General features: G+C 72.9%; 21 protein-coding genes. 14 read left to right on the top strand and 7 right to left on the bottom strand.

The window, feature by feature from the left end; genetic code table 11:
* Window positions 1–24: 24 nt before the first annotated feature.
* The 3 genes from Aiant_RS01595 (at window position 25) to Aiant_RS01585 (ending at window position 3,285) form a co-directional block, all read left to right on the top strand.
* Window positions 25–573, top strand: a complete 549-nt coding sequence (locus tag Aiant_RS01595; RefSeq protein ID WP_189335640.1) for a ParB N-terminal domain-containing protein — start codon at window positions 25–27, stop codon at window positions 571–573.
* Window positions 574–586: 13 nt separating this feature from the next.
* On the top strand, window positions 587–2,212 hold the full coding sequence (locus tag Aiant_RS01590) for a TM0106 family RecB-like putative nuclease (RefSeq protein WP_189335641.1): 1,626 nt from the start codon (window positions 587–589) through the stop codon (window positions 2,210–2,212).
* A 122-nt stretch (window positions 2,213–2,334) separates the two neighbouring features.
* The gene (locus tag Aiant_RS01585; protein WP_189335642.1) at window positions 2,335–3,285 is read left to right on the top strand and encodes an S-4TM family putative pore-forming effector; all 951 of its coding nucleotides are present in this window, start codon (window positions 2,335–2,337) and stop codon (window positions 3,283–3,285) included.
* 461 nt (window positions 3,286–3,746) lie between these two features.
* Here Aiant_RS01585 and Aiant_RS01580 read toward each other — a convergent pair whose 3' ends face one another.
* A complete protein-coding gene (locus tag Aiant_RS01580; RefSeq protein ID WP_229831255.1) occupies window positions 3,747–4,064 on the bottom strand; it encodes a putative quinol monooxygenase in 318 nt (105 codons plus the stop codon).
* 177 nt (window positions 4,065–4,241) lie between these two features.
* Between Aiant_RS01580 and Aiant_RS01575 the strand changes: the two genes are divergently transcribed.
* Complete coding sequence (locus Aiant_RS01575; RefSeq protein WP_212846907.1) at window positions 4,242–4,778, top strand: hypothetical protein; 537 nt, start codon at window positions 4,242–4,244, stop codon at window positions 4,776–4,778.
* Between the two features lie 351 nt (window positions 4,779–5,129).
* A complete protein-coding gene (locus Aiant_RS01570; protein ID WP_306415853.1) occupies window positions 5,130–6,263 on the top strand; it encodes a serine/threonine-protein kinase in 1,134 nt (377 codons plus the stop codon).
* 10 nt (window positions 6,264–6,273) lie between these two features.
* Here the strand turns inward: Aiant_RS01570 and Aiant_RS01565 are convergent, their stop codons facing one another.
* The gene (locus tag Aiant_RS01565) at window positions 6,274–6,522 is read right to left on the bottom strand and encodes a hypothetical protein (RefSeq protein ID WP_189335645.1); all 249 of its coding nucleotides are present in this window, start codon (window positions 6,520–6,522) and stop codon (window positions 6,274–6,276) included.
* A gap of 145 nt (window positions 6,523–6,667) precedes the next feature.
* Here Aiant_RS01565 and Aiant_RS01560 point away from each other — a divergent pair, with 145 nt between their 5' ends.
* Complete coding sequence (locus tag Aiant_RS01560) at window positions 6,668–7,732, top strand: tumor necrosis factor receptor family protein (protein ID WP_189335646.1); 1,065 nt, start codon at window positions 6,668–6,670, stop codon at window positions 7,730–7,732.
* Window positions 7,733–7,750: 18 nt separating this feature from the next.
* On the top strand, window positions 7,751–8,107 hold the full coding sequence (locus Aiant_RS01555) for a BlaI/MecI/CopY family transcriptional regulator (protein WP_189335703.1): 357 nt from the start codon (window positions 7,751–7,753) through the stop codon (window positions 8,105–8,107).
* Here the strand turns inward: Aiant_RS01555 and Aiant_RS01550 are convergent.
* Window positions 8,097–8,657, bottom strand: coding sequence for a DUF1707 SHOCT-like domain-containing protein (locus tag Aiant_RS01550; protein ID WP_229831258.1), 561 nt, complete (start codon window positions 8,655–8,657; stop codon window positions 8,097–8,099). The two genes, Aiant_RS01555 and Aiant_RS01550, sit on opposite strands and share 11 nt — an antisense overlap.
* 65 nt (window positions 8,658–8,722) lie before the next feature.
* Here Aiant_RS01550 and Aiant_RS01545 point away from each other — a divergent pair, with 65 nt between their 5' ends.
* Together Aiant_RS01545 and Aiant_RS01540 are read left to right on the top strand one after the other, a co-directional pair.
* Window positions 8,723–11,209 carry a DEAD/DEAH box helicase gene (locus tag Aiant_RS01545; protein WP_189335647.1) on the top strand — a complete coding sequence of 829 codons (2,487 nt, stop codon included), beginning with the start codon at window positions 8,723–8,725 and terminating at the stop codon, window positions 11,207–11,209.
* A gap of 177 nt (window positions 11,210–11,386) precedes the next feature.
* A complete protein-coding gene (locus Aiant_RS01540) occupies window positions 11,387–12,448 on the top strand; it encodes a helix-turn-helix domain-containing protein (RefSeq protein ID WP_425322686.1) in 1,062 nt (353 codons plus the stop codon).
* A 94-nt stretch (window positions 12,449–12,542) separates the two neighbouring features.
* Here the strand turns inward: Aiant_RS01540 and Aiant_RS01535 are convergent, their stop codons facing one another.
* Window positions 12,543–13,202 carry a DUF6199 family natural product biosynthesis protein gene (locus tag Aiant_RS01535; RefSeq protein ID WP_189335649.1) on the bottom strand — a complete coding sequence of 220 codons (660 nt, stop codon included), beginning with the start codon at window positions 13,200–13,202 and terminating at the stop codon, window positions 12,543–12,545.
* A 122-nt stretch (window positions 13,203–13,324) separates the two neighbouring features.
* On the opposite strand from Aiant_RS01535, the gene Aiant_RS01530 reads away from it, so the two are divergent.
* On the top strand, window positions 13,325–13,648 hold the full coding sequence (locus tag Aiant_RS01530) for a hypothetical protein (RefSeq protein WP_189335650.1): 324 nt from the start codon (window positions 13,325–13,327) through the stop codon (window positions 13,646–13,648).
* Window positions 13,649–13,675: 27 nt separating this feature from the next.
* Here the strand turns inward: Aiant_RS01530 and Aiant_RS01525 are convergent, their stop codons facing one another.
* Window positions 13,676–14,332 (bottom strand): CorA family divalent cation transporter, encoded by a 657-nt coding sequence (locus Aiant_RS01525; protein ID WP_229831260.1) that lies wholly within the window; start codon window positions 14,330–14,332, stop codon window positions 13,676–13,678.
* A 66-nt stretch (window positions 14,333–14,398) separates the two neighbouring features.
* Here Aiant_RS01525 and Aiant_RS01520 point away from each other — a divergent pair, with 66 nt between their 5' ends.
* Complete coding sequence (locus Aiant_RS01520; protein ID WP_189335652.1) at window positions 14,399–15,568, top strand: MFS transporter; 1,170 nt, start codon at window positions 14,399–14,401, stop codon at window positions 15,566–15,568.
* Window positions 15,569–15,719: 151 nt separating this feature from the next.
* On the opposite strand, the gene Aiant_RS01515 is transcribed toward Aiant_RS01520, so the two are convergent.
* A complete protein-coding gene (locus Aiant_RS01515) occupies window positions 15,720–17,198 on the bottom strand; it encodes an FAD-dependent oxidoreductase (RefSeq protein WP_212846906.1) in 1,479 nt (492 codons plus the stop codon).
* 50 nt (window positions 17,199–17,248) lie between these two features.
* Between Aiant_RS01515 and Aiant_RS01510 the strand changes: the two genes are divergently transcribed.
* The 3 genes from Aiant_RS01510 (at window position 17,249) to Aiant_RS01500 (ending at window position 20,548) form a co-directional block, all read left to right on the top strand.
* On the top strand, window positions 17,249–17,785 hold the full coding sequence (locus tag Aiant_RS01510) for a PadR family transcriptional regulator (protein ID WP_189335653.1): 537 nt from the start codon (window positions 17,249–17,251) through the stop codon (window positions 17,783–17,785).
* Between the two features lie 83 nt (window positions 17,786–17,868).
* Window positions 17,869–18,765, top strand: a complete 897-nt coding sequence (locus Aiant_RS01505; RefSeq protein WP_189335654.1) for a M48 family metalloprotease — start codon at window positions 17,869–17,871, stop codon at window positions 18,763–18,765.
* A 511-nt stretch (window positions 18,766–19,276) separates the two neighbouring features.
* Complete coding sequence (locus Aiant_RS01500; protein ID WP_189335655.1) at window positions 19,277–20,548, top strand: alpha/beta hydrolase family protein; 1,272 nt, start codon at window positions 19,277–19,279, stop codon at window positions 20,546–20,548.
* A gap of 53 nt (window positions 20,549–20,601) precedes the next feature.
* On the opposite strand, the gene efeB is transcribed toward Aiant_RS01500, so the two are convergent.
* Window positions 20,602–21,876 carry an iron uptake transporter deferrochelatase/peroxidase subunit gene (gene efeB / locus Aiant_RS01495; RefSeq protein WP_189335656.1) on the bottom strand — a complete coding sequence of 425 codons (1,275 nt, stop codon included), beginning with the start codon at window positions 21,874–21,876 and terminating at the stop codon, window positions 20,602–20,604.
* Between the last annotated feature and the right edge of the window lie 12 nt (window positions 21,877–21,888).

Genomic DNA, 21,888 nt, shown 5'->3' with positions numbered 1-21,888 from the left:
ATTTCGCCAGTGACCGTACGCCGGATGCCACTCAGCGAAGTGCTGGCCGCATTCCCGCCGACGTTCGGTGGCGCCACGTGGAAGCGGGCGATTCCCGGCATCCTGGCCGACCCCGACAGCGCTCAGGTCGTCGAGCTGCTGCGTGCCGAACTGGTGCTGCACGGCGGCTTCACCGAGCCCATCCTGGTCGACGCGCGGGCCCGGGAGATCCTGGACGGCATGCACCGGATCGCGGCCGCCGTGCTGAACGAGCACGACACCCTCGACCTCACCGAGGACGAGGCCGACCTGCCGGAGAAACGCCTGGTCCTGGCCACCCTGGCGGTCCCCGCGATGAGCTCGGCGGCGGTCGATCGGCTGGCCCGGGCCCTGCGGTCGTTCCCGTTCGCCGGCGGCTGGACCACCTGCGGCATGCTGTTCCCCGGCAGCGACCAGGTCAGCGGCTGGTGGCGCTGCCCGCCCGGCCAGGACACCACGCTGGGCGCCGAGCTGGTCGCCCGGGCCACCCGCGCCGGCGTGCCGGTCAGTCTGATATCGATCACCGGGGTGGACGAGCCCGAGAATCCCGAGTGATCTAGCATCGCGCATGATCAACGGTCGGCCGGTGCTGCTGGGTGGTTACGCGGCCAAGTCCTGCCCGCGCGCCGTGCACAACCGGTACGACCGCACCGTGCCCCGGCCCGGGACGACCGTCGCGCCGGAGCTCCAGCAGCTGTTCGACACCGGCACCGCGTTCGAGGACGAGCTGCTCGGCGCGTGGGCCGCGCTCGGCCTGCCCGGTTACGTCGACCTGCGCGACCTGGACGGCGACAAGCGCGCCCACATCGGCGCGACGATCGGCGCCATGCGGGCGCGGGCCACCGTGATCGTCGGCGGCCGTCTCCCGGACGACGAGCCCGGCCACCGCACCGGCAAGCCCGACCTGCTGGTGCGCGCCGCGGGCGGTGGATACCACCCGGCCGACATCAAGGCGCACCAGGTGCTCACCAAGGGCACGGACGCCCTGGTCAGCACGCTCGACGCACCCGCGCTGGCAGCGGCGGCACGCCGCGCGGACGCCCGCGCCAAGGCGCACGAGGACGACCTGCTCCAGCTCGCGCACTACTGGCGCATGCTCCAGGCCTGCGGCCACCAGGCCGACGCCCCGTGGGCCGCGGTCATCGGCACCGACGGCCCGCACCTGGTCTGGTACGACCTGAGCCTCCCGCGATTCCTCACCTTCTCCCGCAGCCGGGGCAAGGCCGAGCGCAGCGCCCTCGACCGCTACGACCACGAGCACGCCTTCCGCGTCCGGGTCGCCGAGGTGGCCGCCCGTCGCGAGGGCCTGCCCACCGACCCGGAGCCACTGGTCGTCCCGATCGGCCACGCCGAGTGCGAGACCTGCCCCTGGGCGCCGGTGTGCGTGGAGCAGTTGCCACCCACCGACCTGAGCCGGGAACTGCGTGGCACCCTGAGCGTCCGGGAGTACCTGGCGCTGCGCGACACCGGTGTGCGTACCGTCGAAAGCCTGGCCGACAGCGAACCCGCCGCCCTGCTCGCCGGCCCCTACGGCAGCGAGGTCCACCATCTGCGGCAGCACCGGCATCGCCTGCGCAAGGCGACGGTCGCCGCGCAGCTCGCCCGGGACGGCCTGGTCCTGCGGATCAAGGACGGTCCGCTGCCCCCGGTCCCGCGCGCCGACGTGGAGATCGACATCGACGCCGAGTGGGGCGTCGACGACCGGGTCTACCTGTGGGGCCTGCTGATCACGTCGGACGGCGTCAGCCGCTACGAGTCGTTCTTCGACCCGGTGCTGCCGGACGAGGCCTACCCGGCCCGCCGGTGCCTGGACCGCCTCGACGCGCTCGCCGCGGCGGCCGAGGCCGCGGGCCGCAGCCTGCTGGTCTTCCACTACACGCCGCCGGAGCGGACCCGGGCGCTCACGTTTCCCCCGCCGCCGCGCGGCGCCGCCCACCCGGATCGCTGGGTGGACGTGTATCCCTTGGTCCGCGCGACGGTCGAGTCCCGCGCCGGGCTGGGCCTGAAGACGGTCGCGGTGCACGGCGCGGGCTTCCGCTGGCGCGACGAGGATCCCGGCGGGTTGCAGTCGCAGGAGTGGCATCGCCGGGCCCGCGAGGGTGACCGCGCCGCCGCCCAGCGAATCCTCCAATACAACGAGGACGACGTCCGCGCCACGCTCACTGTGCGTAATTGGTTGACAACGGTGCGCTAAATATCCAGTAATCGCACCGTGAGCTGCTGGTATAGACGATGATCGGTGGATTTCGCGATATCGTTGGGTATGCCCATTCGTGGGCGCCCTGCCTGATGTCACTGTCCGAGGCGGTGACACCCGTGACTGACCGCAGACCTGCCGTTCGCCAGCGCCCGATCGACCCCACGCTGAGTCATCTCCTCCGGGCCACTGCCGTGTCGCACGCCCGCGTCAGACGCCTCCACGCGCTGCGCCTGGTGATCTCCGCCGGGCTGGCCGCGGCCGGACTGTTCGCCGTCTTCCTCGGCGCCGTCACCGGCAACCCGCTGAGCGTCACCCTCTCGGTCATCGGCGTGCTCTGGGCCCTCGCCTACTCGCTCGGCCTGGCGTCCTGGGCCGACCGGGAACTGCGCCGCGCCGCCCTGCTGCAGGAGGCGTTCGAGGTGCGCTTCTTCCAGCTGCCGTGGAACTGCATCCTGGCCGGCGACGAGATCATCCCGGAGGACGTCCGGCACCTGAGCAGCCGGTATCGTGGCGATCCGCCCCGCGACCACTACGAGATGCCGAACCTGCCCCGCCCGTTCGACATCCTCGCCCGCCAGCAGCAGAACCTCTCCTGGGGCAGTCGCGTCCGCCGCCGTTACGCCCAGGTGGTGATGGCCGCGATGGCCGGCTGGGCCGCGCTCGGCCTGGTCACCGGCATGCTCCGCGACTCCACCATCACCGACCTGTTCGTCCAGTGGTTCGTCCCGTCGCTGGGCATGTTCATGCTCGGCTGGGACACGTTCCGCGACCAGCGCACCGTAGCCGCCGACCGCAAACGCGTCTGCGGTTACTCCCGCGCCCGCTGCGTCCAGCTGGCCCACGCCAACCTCGACCCGGAAACCAACCGCGACCTCTGCCGCATGGCCCGCCAGGTCCAGGACCAGCTCTTCCTCTCCCGCCGCCGCGCCGCCCGCGTCCCACGCTGGTTCTTCGCCCGCTACTACACCCAGGACAGCAGCGACTTCACCGCCGGCCTCGCCGAAACCCGGACCACCCTGCTCGCGGCCGGCCTGAACGCCCGGGTCCGCCGCCCCCCAAACCCCTGACCCTTCGGTACGCCCTGCACCGCCCCCCCTTGCCCACCGGCCCCGCCGCACCCCGCCCCGCCGCACGCGCGAGGCAGTCCCACCCCAGACCGACCCGCGACCCACGGGTGTGTCCCGGCCGGGCGGACCCGTCCTCCCGATCGTCCACGCACGACCCGTGACCACAGCGCCGCACAGGTACGGGCTGGCTCCTGTGGCCCTGTTGGGTTGCCGGATAGGGCGGTGGGGACCAGCCGAGGGACGCGGGCTGGTTCCTGTGGCCCTGTCGGGTTGCCGGATAGGGCCGTGGTGACCAGCCGAGGGACGTGGGCTGGCTCCTGTGGCCCTGTCGGGTTGCCGGATAGGGCCGTGGGGACCAGCCCAGGAACCTTTGAAAAGCCCAAGCGCCCCCGCGGAACGGCGCGAGATCGTCGGCTTCTCGCCATCGCGGCCGGTGGATACGCGAGAGTTTCCCGGCGGCCTTACACCGCCGGCATCTTTCCCGCGGGCGCTTGCAGCCAGGTCACTTCGAAACGGCTCACGAACTGGCCGCGTTCGGCCAGGAAGCGCACCGTGTGAGGCTGCTGTTCATGGGCGTCGAACGCGGCCTTGTCGGCGTACAACTCGTAGAAGACACGAACGAGCGGCCGGTCGGCCACTCGGTGCACCAGGTAGGCCACGGTGCCCGGTTCCTGCGTCGCGATACCTGCCACCGTGCGTTCCACCAGAGCGTCGAACGCCGCGGCAGCCGGCTCATCATGCAACGTGAACTGGACGACCAGGCCGAATGCCTCGCTCACGATCACTCCTTCTGTCATCTCGGCCGTCGCATGGCCGCAGCCGGGGCAGAACACTACGCTGCTTCGACGCCGGTATCGCTGACAACAGGTTCGGTGACTGCTGGAAGCGATCCGGCATCCTGCTGCTCGAAGCGCTACCGTCGGCCTCGCTCTGCCCACGGTCAGAAATGGGGAACCTTGACCAAGGACGCTGGTCACGGTGGACCGATCCGAGAGCTCGACACCTGGCCAGTCGATCGGCTCGAAGCCTTCACCGCCGCGCGGAACGGCGAGGAACTGGAGCAGGTCCGGGTGATCGCCCAAAATCGCGCCTACTGGTCCGACGCATCGAGACTCGCTCGCCTGCGGTGGGCCAAGCTGTCCCTGCACGCCAACGAGCGGCTGCATGGCGACGACCCATGGGAACAGGTCCGGATGGCCAACCAAGCCTTCATGCTGCGCGCCTGGGTCATCCAGCATCTCGGCCCTGATGAGGACCCGGACTGGAATCCCGAAATCCTCGCCACCGACACCCTCGCGGCGCTCACTGTCGATCCCGAGCGGGCTCGCACCATGTCCGCGAACTGGCGTGACCTCCCGATCGAGCAGATAGGCGAGCTACGCCGGCAGAAGATCCTGACAGCACACCTGGACAGACTCGTCGACCTCCTCCGGCCCGGCGCCACCAAGGATCGACTTGTGGTCTGGGCGCAAGTGCGCGAATTGCTGCCGTGAGCGCCGGGCTCGCCCAACTGCCCGGGTGAACTGGTGGATCGGAATCCACTGCCAGACATGCCGGCCAGCAGCGTTGCGGTGAAGGCTGGTCCTGGTGGCCCTATCGGGACGCCCGATAGGGCCACCAGGACCAGCCGGTGAGGGGCAGCGGGCCCGCATGACACGCGTGGCGGTCCGGAGGGGTGGCGGCCTGGCGAGCCGACTCGCACGGGACGCCCAGTCGTACCGGAAAATGATGCGGAAGCGGGCGGGCGGCGTCGCGGCAGCGGGGATGGTGTGAGCAGTTCGCCGGTCGGCGGCGAGGTTTGGACGCGCGGGCGCTGGGCAACGGCACGGTTCGTGGAGAACGGTGTGCTGATCGACGGACGGTATCGGCTTCTGGGGCGCCTGGGCCAGGGCGGCATGTCGGTGGTGTGGCGCGCCGAGGACGAGGTGCTCGGGCGGGAAGTGGCCGTCAAGGTGCTCTCGGCGCGGCTCACCGCCGACCCGCGGCTGCTGCGCCAGCTGCACGCCGAGGCGCGGGCCGCGGCCGGGCTGCGCCATGCCACGGTGGTGCAGGTGTACGACTACGGCGAGACGGCGTACCGCGGGGCGGTGCTGCCGTACGTCGTCATGGAACTGGTCGACGGCCGCACCCTGACCGAGCTGCTGGGCGGGACCGCGCTGCCCTGGCGGCGGGCGGTGCTGATCGGTGCCCAGGTGGCGGCCGCGCTGGCCGCCGCGCACGAGCGCGGGGTGGTGCACCGCGACGTCAAACCGGGCAACGTCATGGTCGGCCCGTCCGGGGTGAAACTCGTCGACTTCGGCATCTCGGCCGCGGCCGGCGCGACCGACGAGGACCAGGGCCAGGTGCTGGGAACGCCCGCCTACCTGGCCCCGGAGCGGATCCGTGGCGGCCCGGTCCGTCCGGCCACCGACGTGTACGCGCTCGGCCTGCTGCTCTACCAGTGCCTGGCCGGCCGGATGCCGTGGGACGCGTCGACGGCCACCCAGATGCTCCGGGCGCACTACTACGCCGAGCCGGCGCCGCTGCCGGACGTGCCGGGACTGCCGCCCGCCGTGGCCGGGCTGGTCGCCCGCTGCCTGGCGAAGGCGCCCGACGAGCGGCCGGCCGCCGCGGAACTGGCCCGGGCTCTGAGCGAGATCGCGGCCCGGCCGCCGGCGACGGTCCGGACGCCGTCGCCCCGCCGGCGCGCCCTGGCCGTCTGCGGCACGGCCGCCGCCCTGGTCGCGGTGACCGGCCTCGCGGTCGCGGATGCGGGCGAACCCAGCACGCCGACGCCCGCGGCAGCCGCGCCGGCCCCGAGCAGCCCGGTGCCGTCGCCGGTCAGCACGCCGGTCACCCGGACGGTCAAGCTAACCCTGGTCGGCGCGCCGAGGCCGGTGGCCAAGCCCGCGCAGCCCGCGAAGAAGCCCGAACCCGCGCCGAAAGCCAAGGACAAGGGCAAGCAGAAGGGCAAGGCCAAGGGCAAGGGCAAGCCCTGAAAGACCACCGTCATCGCCGGCGGCGGCGCGGGCGGGGCCAGCGTTTGCCGCCGACCAGGTAGACGGCGTAACCGGCCGCGGCCGCCGCCGGCAGCGCGCCCGCCCAGCCGTCGTGGATCACCAGCGGCGGCCCGGCCGAGAGCAGTCCGAGCGCGAGCACCGCCCGGTGCATGGGCAGTGGCGGCCCGCTCCGGCCCCGCGGTTTCGCCGGCCGGGCGGCCGGCTCGGTCCGCTCGGGTGGCGGGGGTGATGACGTCATGCCACGGCACGGCGTGGTCGGCCGACGCCGGGGTGCGTCAGCCGGCGGGCGAGAACAATGGCGATCACTAGGGCAGTCTGATCTCCGGACGCGGACAGGACCGGCCCCCACAGTACGCGTACGCCCCGCCCTAAGATCGGACGGTGTGAGCCGCCTGATCCTCGACGACGCGACCGGGATCGACGACGGTGGCCTCGTGCGCGGCGAGACGGTCGCCGCCTGGCAGGCGCCGGCGGGCCCGGTGGCCTGGGCGGTCGAGGACTGGCTGCCGGAGCCGGAGATCGTCGCGCAGGCGCGGCTCGGCGAGTGGGAGGCCGTCCTGGCCCGGGTCGGCCGGCACGCCCAGCTGGGCGTTCGGCACGACGGTGACCGCCCCGCCTGGCACGGCCTGAGCAAGTCGCCGGACGACATGTCCCGCGGCGCGATCGGCGCCGCCCTGCTGGCGCCGGGACGCCTCGCCGACGTCACCGCCGTCACCGGCCGGGAGAGCTTCACCGGCATTCACGTCCCGGGCGCCCATCGAGTCCAGCAACTCGTCGTGCCGCGGATCGTCGAGCACCCGCAGGGCGACGAGATGGAGCCCGCCGAGGCCCGGTTCGCCGTCGGCGCCCCACCCGCCCAGGCTCCCGCCGCCCCGCTGGATCTGCCCGAGGACCTGACCGCCTCGCTGCTGCGCCGGCTGCGCCGCACACCCGTCGACGTGGTCCGGATCGCGGTCGGGCTGCACGTCGCCGAGACCTGGGAGCTGCCGGACGGCTTCCGGGCCCAGGTGGTCTACGACGTGGCCCCGGGCCGGACCCAGGGATACGTGCTGGACCCCGACGGCACGCCGCACAGCACCCTTCAGCCCTGCCGGAACCACCACCTGGCCGGCGTGCTCCAGTGGTGCACGCACTGCCTGCGACCGACCTGCGCCGCCTGCACCGAAACGGTCCGCGCATGCGCTCTGTGCCAGGGCGCGGCCTGCGGCGACTGCGTGGTGACCGAGGACGGCCGCTGCCGGGCCTGCGCCGTCCTCGCCAAGGTCGGCATCTTCGCCCGGGGCCGCTTCGGTGTCACCGCGGGCGGCGCGGCCTGGCACGGCGAGTCCACGAACGTCCAGGTCACGGTTCGCCGGCAGGGCACCTGGTGGACGCTGGAGCGGTGGGACCGCAACGGCCGGGTGACCATCCCGCTGGCACCGGAGCAGGTTCACAGCAGGTATCGATAGGGTCTGCCCGTGAGCGAGATGCGCGGCCGTCGCCGGCCCGGCCAGCTGGAGACGGAGATCATGACCGTGCTGGGCGAGGCCGAGCAGCCGCTGACGCCCGGCGAGGTGCGCGATCGCCTCGACCCGACCGGCGAGTTGTCGTACAGCACCGTGGTCACCACGCTCACCCGGCTCTACGAGAAGGGTTCGGCGTCCCGGGTCCGCGACGGCCGCGCGTTCCGTTACGGCGCGCCGGACGGCCCGGCCGGCCTGGTCGCCGACCGGATGAGCCGGCTGCTCGCCGTCGAGGCGGATCGGGCGTCGGTGCTGCGGCGCTTCGTCGGCAACCTGGACGCCCAGGACGAGCAGCTGCTGCGGGACCTGCTCAGCGAGTGATCTCCGGCGGCTTGGACTTCACCGTGATGGCGGAGAACCAGGCGTCGACGTTCACCCGGACCTCCGGCGTGCCGGCCAGCCGCGGCACCGGGGCCAGCCGCAGGTCGTGCGCGCTGAACGCGTTCGTCCCGGTCAGGTCGACCTCGACGCCCTCCGGCACGATCACGGTCAGCTCGCCGAACACGCACCGGCCGGTGATCTCGATGACGTCCGAGCCGGTCAGCACGGCGCGCAGGTCCAGCTCGGTGGAGCCGAACACGGTGGTCGCCCGGACCGTCCGGTCACGCAGCCGCCAGCGGCCGCGCCGCCGGGTCGAGCTGAAGACCGTCACCACCTTGTCGACCGTGCTGGCCGACCCGACGATCGGCTGCGCGGCCAGGCCCTCGGTCGCTCTCGCCAGCTCGACGTCGGTCTCGGCGGCCCACACCGCGCCGACCCGGACGCTGAACTCCTCCAGGGTGAGCCGGCCCTCACCGCACGCTCGCTGGAGCAACTCGGCCACTCGCTCGCGGTCACCGTCGGAGGCCGGCGCCGGCACAGGAAGTCCCACGGCGGGAAACCTTACAACCTCCCCTTGACGCGGTGCCGCCCCCGGAATGACAGACTTGCAGGATCATGACGCTGACCGATCGCCTTCCCGGCAATGCCGAACCCGACGCCGTCTTCGAGGCCTTCCAGGCCTGGGTGGAGGAGCAGGGCCTGACCCTGTACCCGCACCAGGAGGAGTCGCTGATCGAGATCGCGACCGGAGCCAACGTCATCCTGAACACCCCGACCGGCTCGGGCAAGAGCCTGGTCGCCGCCGGCGCGCACTTCGCCGCCCTGGCCGACGGGCGCACCACCTTCTACACCGCGCCGATCAAGGCGCTGGTCAGCGAGAAGTTCTTCGCCCTCTGCGAGATCTTCGGCGCGCACAACGTCGGCATGCTGACCGGCGACGCCAGCGTGAACGCGGACGCCCCGATCATCTGCTGCACCGCCGAGATCCTGGCGAACCTGGCGTTGCGCGAGGGCGCCCAGGCCGACGTCGGCCAGGTGGTGATGGACGAGTTCCACTTCTATGCGGAGCCGGACCGGGGCTGGGCGTGGCAGGTGCCGCTGATCGAGCTGCCGCAGGCCCAGTTCGTGCTGATGTCGGCGACGCTCGGTGACGTCACCCGGTTCGTCGACGACCTGTCCCGGCGCACCGGCCGGACGACCGCCGTGGTCAGCAACGCGGAGCGCCCGGTCCCGCTGATCTTCAGCTACGCGATGACCCCGCTGCACGAGACGATCGAGGAGCTGCTCGCCACCAAGCAGGCGCCGGTCTACATCGTGCACTTCACCCAGGCGGCCGCGCTGGAACGCGCCCAGTCGCTGATGAGCATCAACATGAGCACCCGCGAGGAGAAGGACAAGATCGCGGCGGCGATCGGCAGTTTCCGGTTCACCGCCGGTTTCGGGCGCACGCTGTCGCGTCTGGTCCGGCACGGCATCGGTGTGCACCACGCGGGCATGCTGCCGAAATATCGCCGGCTCGTGGAGACGCTCGCCCAGGCCGGCCTGCTCAAGGTGATCTGCGGGACGGACACCCTCGGCGTCGGCATCAACGTGCCGATCCGGACCGTGCTCTTCACCGGCCTGTCGAAATACGACGGGGTGAAGACGCGGCTGCTCAAGGCCCGCGAGTTCCACCAGATCGCCGGCCGGGCCGGGCGGGCCGGCTTCGACACGCTCGGCACCGTGATCGTCCAGGCGCCCGAGCACGTCATCGACAACGAGCGCGCCCTGGCGAAAGCCGGCGACGACCCGAAGAAGCGGCGCAAGGTCGTCCGGAAGAAGCCGCCGGAGGGCCAGGTCGGTTACGGACGGCCGACCTTCGACCGGCTGATCGAGGCCGAGCCGGAGCCGCTCACCTCGTCGTTCCAGGTCTCGCACGCCATGCTGCTGAACGTGCTCGGCCGCGGCGGCGACCCGTACGAGGCGATGAAGCATCTGCTCACCGAGAACCACGAGGACCCGGCGGCGCAGCGCAAACACATCCGCCGGGCGATCGCGATCGCCCGGGCGCTGATCGCCGGCGGGGTCATCGAGCGCACCGGCGAGGGTCTCTACAAGCTGGTCGACGATCTCCAGCTGGACTTCGCGCTGAACCAGGCGCTGTCCCCGTTCGCCCTGGCCTGCCTGGAGCTGCTCGACAAGGAGGCGCCGGAGTACCCGCTCGACGTCGTCTCGGTGATCGAGTCGACCCTGGAGGACCCGCGCCAGGTGGTCTCGGCGCAGCGGCAGAAGGCGCGCGGCGAGGCGGTCAACGCCATGAAGGCCGAGGGCATCGAGTACGAGCAGCGGATGGAGCTGCTCGAGGAGGTCTCCTGGCCGCAGCCGCTGCGGGAGCTGCTGGAGGCGGCGTACGAGACGTACCGGCGCGGCCACCCCTGGGTCGGCGACTACGAGATCAAGCCGAAGTCCGTGGTCCGCGACATGTACGAGCGGGCCATGACGTTCACCGAGTACATCTCGTTCTACGGCCTGTCCCGCTCCGAGGGACTGGTCCTGCGCTACCTCGCCGACGCCTACCGCGCGCTGCGCCAGACCGTCCCCGAGGACGCCCGCACCGAGGAGCTCGGCGACCTGATCGAGTGGCTCGGCGAGCTCGTCCGGCAGGTCGACTCCAGCCTGCTCGACGAGTGGGAGCGGCTGCGCAACCCGGGCGCGGCCGTCGAGGAGGTCCGGATCGACGACAAGCCGCCCGCGGTCACCCGCAACGTGCGCGCGTTCAAGGTCCTGGTCCGCAACGCCATGTTCCGCCGGGTCGAGCTGGCCGCCCTGGGCCGCTACGACGAGCTGGGCGAGCTGGACGGCGAGTCCGGCTGGACCGCGGAGCGCTGGCGCAAGGCCGTCGAGGAGTACTTCGACGAGTACGACGAGATGGGCACCGGCCCGGCGGCTCGCGGTCCCGCGTTCCTGCACATCGAGGCCGGTCCGGCGGTGTGGTCGGTCCGCCAGGTCTTCGAGGACCCGGAGGGCGACCACGACTGGGGCATCGACGCCACGGTCGACCTGGCCGCCTCCGACGAGGCCGGCAGCGCCGCCATCACGATCATCGCGGTCGGCCCGCACTGACCTCACGGCCCGCTGCGGCTCCGGTCCGCCGCTTGACGGTACGCCCGGAGCCGCCGGCCGTCCGTCCGCGCACCGTGCGGCCTTGCGCCGTGCGGGGTGGTACCGGCATGTACCACTCGTGGCGCGTGCCGGACTTACCGTCGTCGCATGACGCCACGACCGACACCTGACCTGAGCATCGGGGACCGCATCCGGGATCGCCGCCTGCGCCGGGGCTGGAGCATCCGGCATGCCGCCAGCCGGGCCGGCGTCTCGCACGCCACCTGGAGCCGGATCGAACGGGGGCTGCAGGCGGCGGACAACCGGTTCATGCTGTCCGACCTGGCCGCGGCCCTGGAGTGCTCGCCCGCCGACCTCGCCGGGACCGCGGTCCCGGCCGGCGACCGGGAGGCGGCGGCCGCACACCATGCCGTCTACCGGATCCGCCAGGCCCTGGTCGATCTCGACCTCTCGGCCCCGGCCCGGTCCGTCGAGACAGCCGCCGACGTCGGCCTCTCCACGCCGCCGCCGCTCGCCGAGCTGGCCCGGACGGTCGCCTCGTCGGTGCTGCGCAACCTCGGGCACCCGGCCGACGCCTGGCTGGGCGCGGAACGCTGCCGGGACGCCGCCGACGCCACCCGTGACCCGGTCCTGCAGGGATACGCCGCGTACGCGCGGGCCGGCGCGGCCAACGCCTGCGGCTCGTTCGAGCGCGGCTACACCCTGGCCGAGCGGGCGGTCGACGCGTTGCGCCCGCACGCCGCCCGGCCCGGCGGCGCCGAGATGATCGGCTCGTTGCAGCTGATCTGCGCGTACGCCAGCCGGGGCCGCCGACGCCCGGACGACAGCCGCGCCTGGTGCGCCGAGGCCGCCGCACTGGCCCGGCAGACCGGGGAGACCACCACGCTGGGGCTCTACTTCGGCCCGACCAACGTCGACATCTGGCGGATCGGCATCGAGGCCGACGGCGACGACCCGGGCCGGGCGGCCCGGCTCGCCCAGGACACCGATCCGGCGCGGTTGCCGGTCGGCTTCCGGCAGGTCTTCTATTACTCGGACACCGCTCGCGCGCTGGCCCGGCTGCGCGGCCGCGACCGGGAGGCGGTGCGCTTCCTGCTCACCGCCGAACGCGTCGCCCCGCAGCACGTGCACACGTCGCCCCTGGTCCAGGAGACGGCCCGGGCCCTGCTGGACCGCTCCCGCCGGGTGGCCGGCGGCACCGAGCTGCGGGCTTTCTGCGAACGCCTCCAGATCGGCTGATGAGCACCGGGCTGCGCGCTTCCCGCGAACGCCTTCAGATCTGCTGACGAGCACCCGGCTGCGCGCCTTCCGCGAACGCCTCCCGATCGGCTGATCAGGGCACCGGGCGGCCGGTCGCCTCGTCGACGACCGGGCGCCCGGCCAGTGGCGCCCCGAGCCGGGCCGGGACCAGATAGATGGTCGCGCCGCCGGGCGCGGCGGTGCCGGGCCCGTAGACCCCGACGATGACCTGCCCGGCGGTCTCCCGCACGGTCACCAGTGCCGGCGGCGCGTCGCCGCGCACGCCGAGCAGCAACCAGTTCCTCCCGCCGCTGGGCAGCGCCCGGCCCAGATAAGACGGCGGGAAGGCCGGGTTCACCTCCCGGCGCCGGTAGACCTCCATCGCCGCGGTCGTCCCGGGCGACGGCGCGGCCGACGCTTGCGGCACGACGGCCACCCGCGCCCGGTCGGCGCCGAAGTCGACGATGAGGTCGGCGCGCGTCTGCACGTCGGCCGTGGCCGTGGCCGTGGCAGTCGACGAGTCCGCGCGCGGCGGGGAGTCCGTGCCGCCGAAGGTGCCGAAGCTCGCGCAGACCAGGAAGACCAGGGCCACGATGTTGCCCAGCCGCGTCAGCAGGTAGGCCGTGTCGCTCGGCTCGTTCGCCTCCGGATCCCGATAAGCCCAGCCGGCCAGCACCCGCCACTGCGAGGGCGGCGACACCGCGCCCCACAGCAGCAACGCCGCGAGCGGCACAACCCACAACAGGCGAGTCACAGCCGTCGATGCTAAGCCCACACGCGCCGCGGCGCTGCCCTCGATCCGACCGTCGCCGATCTCGAACCGGTCCCGGACCACGCGCGTACACCGGAGCGCCACCTCAACGAAGGGATCCGTCGATGGATGCCGTGCCCGCCCGGCTGCGGTTGGTGACCCGTGCCACCCGGCTCCTGCTGGCCGCCTACCTCGCCACGCTGCTCGTCCTGGCCGTCGCGGCCGGCACCGGGCGCTTCCAGGTCGGCCCCTTCGGCTGGGCCAATCTCGGCATTCCGCTGCTCGCGTTCGGGCAGGCCGCCTGGTCGGCCGGACGCTCCCGCCGGGCCACCGAACCTGCCCGGCGGCGTGAGTTCTGCCAGCGGTCCGTCATCCAGTCGGTGATCGGGCTCATCCTGCTCGGCTCCATCACCTACTACTGGACCCAGGCGCCGGGCACCTACTCCTGACGCGCTGCCCGGCCCGGACGCCGCCGGTCACAGCCACCCCGCCCGGCGTAACAGCCAGTACAGGGTGGCGGCGCCGAGCAGGATCAGCAGCATGGCGCCGTGGTATCCGAAGCGCCAGGCCAGCTCGGGCATGGTCGCGAAGTTCATGCCGTAGACGCCGCCGATCACGGTCGGCACCGCGGCGATCGCGGCCCAGGAGGCGATCTTGCGCATGTCGTTGTTCTGGTCGACGCTCACCTGGGTGAGGCGGGCCTGCAGCAGCGCGTTCACCACCTCGTCGAAGCCGTGCACCTGCTCCATGACGCTGCCCTGCCCCACCGTGATGACGAACTGCGGGCCGACGAAGACGCGGACGAAACCCGCCGTGAGCCGGTGGTGCTCGACGTACCGGGCGGCGCGGACGACGAGGAACGAAACCTCCTCGTACCGCTCGAACTTCACCCGCTGCTCCCGGTGCAGCACGTCCTCGACCGCCAGCGGATGCAGGCCGAACACCTCGGCGACCCGGGTGAGCGCGGCCTCGGTGGGCTCGTGCAGGCCCAGCCAGACGAACCCGCCGTGCTCCCGGGCCCGCTCGTGGAGCCGGTCCAGATCCGCGCCGGAGCCGGGGCTCTCGACGGCGACGCCGTCGACGAACAGGTCGCATCCGACGATCGCGGTGTGGTCGGTGCGCCGGGCGTCCACGATTCCTCCCACCTCCGGTCGCAGCCTACTGTTCTTGACCAGGCCCACGCGTGGGGGAGAAGCCGGGTGATCGGAGCGCAACGAGCCCTCGCGGCGGCCAACTTCGCCTTCACCATCGGTAGCGGCCTCTACCTGACCGCCGGTGTCCTCTACTTCACCGAGGCCGTGCGCCTGCCGGCCGCCCAGGTCGGGCTCGGGCTGGGCATCGCCGGGGTGGTCTCGCTGGCCGCCGGGATCACGGTCGGGCATCTCGCGGATCGGCTCGGCGCCCGGGGTGTCTACCTGGGCACGTTGCTGGCCCAGGCGGCCGGGGACGCGGCGTTTTTGCTGGCCACGAACTTCGCGACGTTTCTGGTCGTGGTGACGGTGGCCGCGTCGGCGAAGACGGCCGGGTTCGCCGCCCGGACGCCGCTGATCCGGCACTACGGCGGACAGCGGCCGCAGGAGTTCCGGGCGTTCCTGCGGGCGGTCACCAATCTCGGGATCGCGGTCGCGGCGCCGCTTGCCGGGTGGGCGGTGCAGGTGGGGACGCTTCCGGCGTACCGGAGCATGGTTGTCGGCATGGTGGCGGCGTCCCTTGCCGCCGCGGCGATCCTGGCCACGGTCCCGCCGATGCGGCCTGTCGAGGGTGACGGCGGCAAGCGCTGGATCGCGCTGCGGGACCGCCCCTATCTGCTGCTGACCGCGCTCGACGGGGTGATGGCGGTGCAGTTCAAGGTGCTGACCGTGGCCATTCCGCTGTGGCTGGTCGGGTTCACCGCCGCGCCCCGCTGGATGATCTCGGCGACGATGGCGACCGCGACGGTGATCGTGGTGCTCTTTCAGGTCCGGGCGAGCCGGGGCGTCGATTCCCCGGCGGCGGGCGGGCGCGCCTATCGCCGCGCCGGGCTGGCGTTTCTGCTGTCCTGCTCGCTGATCCCGCTCGCGGCCGGTCCGCCCGCGGCGGTGGCCGCCACCGTCCTGATCGTCGCGGTGATGATCCACGCGATCGGTCAGTTGTGGAACTCGGCCGGCGGGTTCGAGGTGTCGTTCGCGCTCGCGCCGGTGCACGCGACCGGGCAGTATCTGGGCGTTTTCGGTCTCGGCGCCGGGCTTGCCGACACGTTCGGACCGGCCCTGGTGATCTGGCTCTGCATCGGGTGCGGCCGCCCCGGGTGGTATGTCCTGGGCGCGATCCTCGCCCTGGCGGCCTGCACGATCCCGCTCGCGGTCCGCCGCTCCGTCACCGCCCGCTAACCCCTTTTTCGGTACGCCCTGGGCACCGTCCCGACGCCCGTTCCCCCGGCTCATCCCGCCCTGCCCGGCTCCCGCCTGCTCGTCCTCGGCTCGACCCGTCCGCTTGCTCCTGCCCTGGCTCGTCCCGCGGCGGGGCGGCCCGAGCGCACGATCAGCCCGCGGTCAGGCGGTCGAAGTAGGCGCGGACCGGCTCCACCGTCGGCGCGGTGAGCGCCAGATACCCGTCCGGCCGCACCACCCGATAGTCCCCGGCCATCCGGTGCACGTGCACCAGCTCCGGATCGAAACCGGTCACCGGCTCCGGCCCCAGCACCGTGAAGTGCGACCCCCGGAACAGATCGGACAGGCGGGCTCCGGTCGGCAGCGACCCGTCCGGCATCGGCGCCCCGCCGCCGTCCCCGATCAGCGGACCGGCCGGATAGACCGGATGATCCTGCCGCGTGCTCCGCTGCCGCCGCCGGAACCCCGCCTTCAGCAGCGGCCCGAGCAGCGGCCGGGCGAACCGCCACGTCATCATGCTGCCCATCCGCTGGTCACTGTCCGCGAGGATCTGGCGGGCCACCGGCATCCGCTCACTCTCGTACGTGTCGAGCAGCCCCTCCGGCGCCAGCCCCCGGACCACCAGCCCGAGCTTCCACCCCAGGTTGTACGCGTCCTGGATCCCAGTGTTCATCCCGTGCCCGCCGAACGGACTGTGCACGTGCGCCGCGTCCCCGGCCAGGAACACCGGCCCGGCCCGGAACCGCTCCGCGATCCGCAGGTTGTAGCGCCACACCGAGTGCCAGAGCACCTCGGTGACCCGCAGCCCCGCAAGCCCGGTGCGCTCGGTGAGCAAGCGTTGCAGGGTCTCCTCGTCGTCCGGCAGGTCCGGCCCGAGTGACACCACCACCTGCCACACCCCGGTGCCCGGGACCGGCCGGGTCACCGCGACACCCCGCTGCGGCGACAGCCACATGTTGACCCCGCCCGCCGGGTCGAGCCCGTCCAGCCGGACGTCACTGATCATCGCCCGGGTGTCCGGATCGGTCCGCCCGGTGAACGCGACCCCCAGCTCCCGCCGGATCGTGCTGCGCCCGCCGTCCGCACCCACCACGAACCGTGCCCGGATCCGCTCACCCCCGGCGAAGCTCACCTCGCTCCAGCCCGGCCCGGCAGCCCGCGTCCCGGACCGCACCTCGATCCCGGCCGGCCCGCTGACCCGGCTTCCGGACTCCGCCTCGCCGACGGCCAGCCCGGTCACCCGCATGCCGAATTCGACCTTGCCGCCCAGCTCGGCCAGCCGGTCGCGGAGGATCGCCTCGGTCCGCCACTGCGGAAGGGCGACCACATTCGGATACGGCTGCTCGACGGTCACCGGGGCCGGCGGCGTGTCCAGCTCGAACAGCCGCCGCGTCCCCTGATGAAACCGGGTGCGTCGCTCGACGAACCCGGCCGTGGCGATCTCCCGGGCCGCTCCCAGATCATCGAGGGCCGCCAGCGACCGCGGCTTGAGGCTGAACCCGCGGCCGCCTCCGCCCGGCCGCGGGGACCGGTCGACGATCCGGACGGCGACACCCTGCCGGGCCAGGTCGCATGCCAGGGTCAGGCCGGTCGGGCCGGCGCCCACGATCAGTACGTCCACAGTGTCCATGCCTACAAACGTACATATACAATTGTAGGTGTCTAGAGGGGAGCACGATTTTGTCACTACGGTTCGCGATGCTCGGCCTGCTCGAGGACGGGCCGGCCAGTGGATACACGCTGACGCTGCGGTTCGAGCGCTCGTTGCAGCGCTATGCGTGGACGGCCCGGCAGAGCCACATCTATCCCGAGCTGGCCCGGCTCGCCGAGGACGGCCTGATCGAGGTGGTCGAGGAGGGCGCCCGCGGCCGGCGGACCTACGCGATCACCGACGCCGGCCGGACAGCGCTGCGGGAGTGGCTGATGTCGCCGCCGAAAGAACGCGCGGTCCGCGACGAGCAGGCGCTCCGGCTGTGCCTGATCTCGGCGCTGGAGCCGGCACAGGCGCGGCGGATCGTGCTCGACCACCTGGCCGACGCGGAGTCGCGGGCCGCGGAGCTGCGGTCGCTGGCCGAGGCGGCCGACGCGGATTCCCACCCGCGGGGTGGTCTGCGGTTCGGCCGGCTGGCGATGGAGCTGGGGCGCTACCAGGCGCAGGCGCAGCGGGAGTGGGCCCGGTGGGCCCTGGAGCAGCTCGGTGACGACGAGGCGAGCTAGCTCCGGGTCGCCGCATAGGGCGGGCCGGGCGACGATCCGGCGTGCGGGCCCGGGTGAGAGCATCGGCGGGGGGAGGTAGCGAGGTGTTCGATCATTTCCTGTGGTCCGTGGTGGTCGTCCCGCCGCTGGCCGTGCTCGTGGTGCGCCTGCTGGCCGACCGGCTGGCCCCGGCCCGCGCGGCGTCCGTGGTCGCCTGGTCCGCCGTCACCGTCGCCGCGACCAGCACGATCAACCTGCTCCTGCTCTCCGCCCACGCGCTGGCCCAGGTCCCCGCCATCGGCCGTCTCCTCGGGTGGTCCGCCGCGGTCGTCGCCGCCGACACGGCCGGCGTCGAGTGGGTCCCGTGGCTGAGCCTGGCCCTGCTGACCGCCGTCACCGTCACGGTCACCGTCCGCTGGCGCCGCCAGCGCCGGGTCCTGGCGATGGTCCCGGACGAGGGCCCCGGCGGCCTGGTCATGGTCCCCGACGAGGCCCCGCGCGCCTTCGCCGTCCCGGGCAACCCGGGACACGTGGTGGTCACCACCGGCATGCGTGGCCTGCTCACCGACCCCCAGTTCGAGGCCCTGCTGGCCCACGAGAACGCGCATCTCAGCGAGCACCACCACCGCCTGGCCCGGCTCGCCGAGCTGGCCGTCGCCGCCCACCCCGCCCTGTGGTGGGTCGGCAGACACGTCGATTACCTGATCGAACGCGCCGCCGACGAACGCGCCGCCGCCTCCCTGGGCAGCCGCCACACCCTGGCCCACGCCATCGGCGTGGCCGCCCTGGCCGGCGCCGGGAGCCCGTTCGCCGCGGCCCTGCACGCCGCCGTTCCCGGTGGGGTCGTCCCTAAACGGGTCGCCCACCTGCTGCGCCCCCGGCCCCGCCCGGCGCCGCACCTGTTCCTCCTGCTCCCCGTCGCGGTGGCCCTCAGCTCCGTCGTCTGGACCGGCGAGGCCACCCTCGACCTGCTCGAACTGCTCCGCGCCGCGCTCCGCTGACCCCTTCTTCGGTACGCCCTCCACGCCCTCGGCCGGTGAGCCCGGAGGGCGAGTGACGCCTCGGCGCTCGCTCCGCTGATCCCTTCTTCGGTACGCCCTCCACGCCCTCGGCCGGTGAGCCCGGAGGGCGAGTGACGCCACAGCGCTCACTCCGCCGTGCACTCCGGGTGTCCTTCGCCCCGGAACTCCCGGCGACCAGGGCGGCGTGAAGCTCTCCCGAACGCCCATCCCCGGCACCCCTCGCGGACGGCAGCCACCTGCCTTCCCCGAGCGCGAGGTAGTCCAGAAAGACCGCCCCGACGATCCGCACGATCGTCAATGCCTCCGCGGCGGAGGTGCCGAGTCCGCTCGGCCCAAGACCGATCCTTGCCGGTACGCCGTCCGGCGCGGTCCGCACCAGCGCGGACAGCCCGAACGCCGCCGCCATGCTGCGCCCGGCCAGCCCGGTCGACATCCCGGCGGCGGCCGCCAGCCCCTTTCGCCAATCAGTTTGTTGTGGAAACCTGTTGGCATGACTTCAGTGATTGCTCGTCGAAGCCTGTTCGCCGCCGCACTCGCCGCCGGCGCGGCGGTTCCGCTCAGCGCTGCCGGAGCCGCCCGGGCGGCAGCATCGGCCGGAGCCGCCCGGGCGGCAGCATCGGCCGGAGGTCCCGGGACTGCGGGCCTGCTCGGAGGCACCTCGCCGGCAGCGCCGGTCAACGGCGCCGGGCCGGCGACTCCGGGCCGGTTGACGCTGCCGGGGCCGACCGGGCCCTACCGCATCGGGGTTGCCGACCTGCATCTCGTCGACCGGTCACGGCCGGATCCGAACGCCGGGCCGGGGCGGCCCCGGGAGCTCATGGTCAGCGTCTGGTATCCCGCCGGCCGCGACGGCCGGCGTTACCCGGTGGCCGAGTGGATGCCACCGGAGGCCTGGCGGGAGCTGCTCACCGCGATCGATCTCGCCGCTGACGTCGCGCCGCCCTGGACGGCCGCCCGCCGGGGTGCGCCCGTGCGGCGCACCCGGGACCGGCTGCCGGTGATCGTGTATTCGCACGGCAACGACTCCTGCCGGGCCGAGAGCACCATCGTGGTGCAGGAGCTGACCAGTCACGGGTACGTCGTGGTCACGGTGGATCACACCTACGACGGCGTGAGCGAGTTCCCGGACGGGCGGGTCACGCTGCCGACCGCGGAGTCGTTCACCCCGTGGGACTCCGCGGCCGACGTGCTGTTCGTGCTCGACCGGCTGGCGGACATCGCGGCCGGGCGTAACCCCGACGCCGGGCATCGCCCGCTCCCGGCCGGGCTGGGCGCCGCGCTCGACCTGGGCCGGCTCGGCATGTTCGGCTGGTCGAAGGGTGCGACGTCGACCGCGCTGGTGATGAACGTGGACCGGCGGGTGCGGGCCGGGCTCAGCTTCGACGGGCCGATGCAGTCACAGCCGCCGGTGGCCGGGACCGACCGGCCGTTCATGCTGATGACCGCGGAGAACGGGCGGGACGCCGAGCCGAGCGTGGCGGAGTTCTGGGCGATGCTGCGCGGCTGGCGGCTCAACGTGCAGGCCACGGGTGCGGCGCACGGGTCGTACAACGACGGTCAGTGGCTGGTCCCGCAGCTGGCGCGGATCGTCGGCCTGAGCGGCGAGGAGCTGGCCGAGTGGGTCGGGACGCTCGACCCGGGGCGGGCGGTGCGGATTCAGCGGGCGTACCCGCTCGCCTTTTTCGATCTTCATCTGCGGCGCCGGGGACATCTGCTGAGCGGTCCGAGCGCCGCGTTCCCCGAGGTGCGGTTCCTGCCGTAGCGGGAGCGGGCTTCCCGGGTGTCTCAGGGCGGCCGAGACACCCGGGAGGGGCCTCAGGCGAACAGGGAACGGCCCCAGTAGTCGTCGGCGGCGAGCAGGCCGGGCGGGCACGCGAACATGGCGCTGGAGACGTGCCGGATGTACTCGTTGAGGGCGTCCATCTTGGCCAGGTTGTTCTGCACCGGGACGAACTGCTTGTGCGGGTTGCGCTGGTAGGCCATGAAGAACAGGCCGGCGTTGAGGCGGCCGAGACCGTCCGAGCCGTCGACGAAGTTGTAGCCGCGGCGCAGCAGCCGGGCGCCGCCGTTCTGGTCCGGGTGGGCCAGGCGCAGGTGCGAGTCCATCGGGATGACCGGCTGGCCCTCGCCGTCCTGAGCGGCGAAGTCCGGCTCGTCGTGCTCCTGCTTGCCGGTGAGCGGGGCGCCCTCGCTCTTGTCCCGGCCGATGATGGTCTGCTGCTCGGCCAGCGGCGAGCGGTCCCAGGTCTCGACCAGCATCCGGATCTTGCGGGTGACCAGGTACGAGCCGCCGGTCATCCACTCCGGGCCGTCGCCCTGCTGGACCCACAGGTGCTCGTCGAGCAGCTGGGGTTCCTCGGCCTTGAGGTTGCGGGTGCCGTCCTTGAAGCCGAACAGGTTGCGCGGGGTGGCCTGGCTCGTGGAGGTCGACGAGGTGCGGCCGAAGCCGAGCTGGGACCACCGGACGCTGACCTTGCCCATGCCGATCCGGGCCAGGTTGCGGATGGCGTGCACGGCGACCTGCGGGTCGTGGGCGCAGGCCTGGACGCCGATGTCGCCGCCGGAGATCGCGTCCTCGAGGGCGTCGCGGGGGAATTTCGGCAGGTCGGCGAGGGCGGCCGGGCGTTTCGCGGCGATGCCGAACCGGTCCTTGCCCTGCGCGTTGCGGAACAGCGTGGGCCCGAACCCGATGGTCAGCGTGAGCCCCGAGGCGGGCAGCCCGAGCGCCTCGCCGGTGTCGTCCGGCGGCGCCTCCAGGGAGCCGCCGACCGCGCCGAACGTCCCGGCGTCCCGGCCCTGTGTCATCCGGGCGGCCGCGGCGGTCCAGTCCTGCAGCATGTCGACCAGGGCGGCCTTGTCGTCGGTGATCACGTCGAACGCGCAGAAGTGCAGCCGGTCCTGCGCCGGCGTGACGATCCCTGCCTGCCGAGCCCCGTAGAACGGAATCGCCCCACCGGCGTCGGAGACGAGTTCGGTGGCAACGGTGCCCGGGGTCGCCTGCCCGTGGGTCAGGGCCAGCGCTCCCGCGCCGGCGGCGGCGACGCCGGCCACTCCAGCACCGGCCAGCCCGAGGACTTTGCGCCGTTCCATCTCACAGACCTT

Origin of the sequence: Actinoplanes ianthinogenes (assembly GCF_018324205.1) — a bacterium.
In the GTDB taxonomy this organism is placed as follows: Bacteria; Actinomycetota; Actinomycetes; order Mycobacteriales; family Micromonosporaceae; genus Actinoplanes; species Actinoplanes ianthinogenes.
Note: the sequence above shows the minus strand (reverse complement) of the source record. Positions and strands in the feature narration are given on the sequence as shown.

Coding starts and splice junctions, on each gene's coding strand:
- Aiant_RS01595 (WP_189335640.1), top strand. CDS start 25: ATGCCACTCAGCGAAGTGCTGGCCGCATTCCCGCCGACGTTCGGTGGC.
- Aiant_RS01590 (WP_189335641.1), top strand. CDS start 587: ATGATCAACGGTCGGCCGGTGCTGCTGGGTGGTTACGCGGCCAAGTCC.
- Aiant_RS01565 (WP_189335645.1), bottom strand. CDS start 6,522: ATGACGTCATCACCCCCGCCACCCGAGCGGACCGAGCCGGCCGCCCGG.
- Aiant_RS01555 (WP_189335703.1), top strand. CDS start 7,751: ATGCGCGGCCGTCGCCGGCCCGGCCAGCTGGAGACGGAGATCATGACC.
- Aiant_RS01545 (WP_189335647.1), top strand. CDS start 8,723: ATGACGCTGACCGATCGCCTTCCCGGCAATGCCGAACCCGACGCCGTC.
- Aiant_RS01530 (WP_189335650.1), top strand. CDS start 13,325: ATGGATGCCGTGCCCGCCCGGCTGCGGTTGGTGACCCGTGCCACCCGG.
- Aiant_RS01515 (WP_212846906.1), bottom strand. CDS start 17,198: ATGGACACTGTGGACGTACTGATCGTGGGCGCCGGCCCGACCGGCCTG.
- Aiant_RS01500 (WP_189335655.1), top strand. CDS start 19,277: ATGACTTCAGTGATTGCTCGTCGAAGCCTGTTCGCCGCCGCACTCGCC.
- efeB (WP_189335656.1), bottom strand. CDS start 21,876: ATGGAACGGCGCAAAGTCCTCGGGCTGGCCGGTGCTGGAGTGGCCGGC.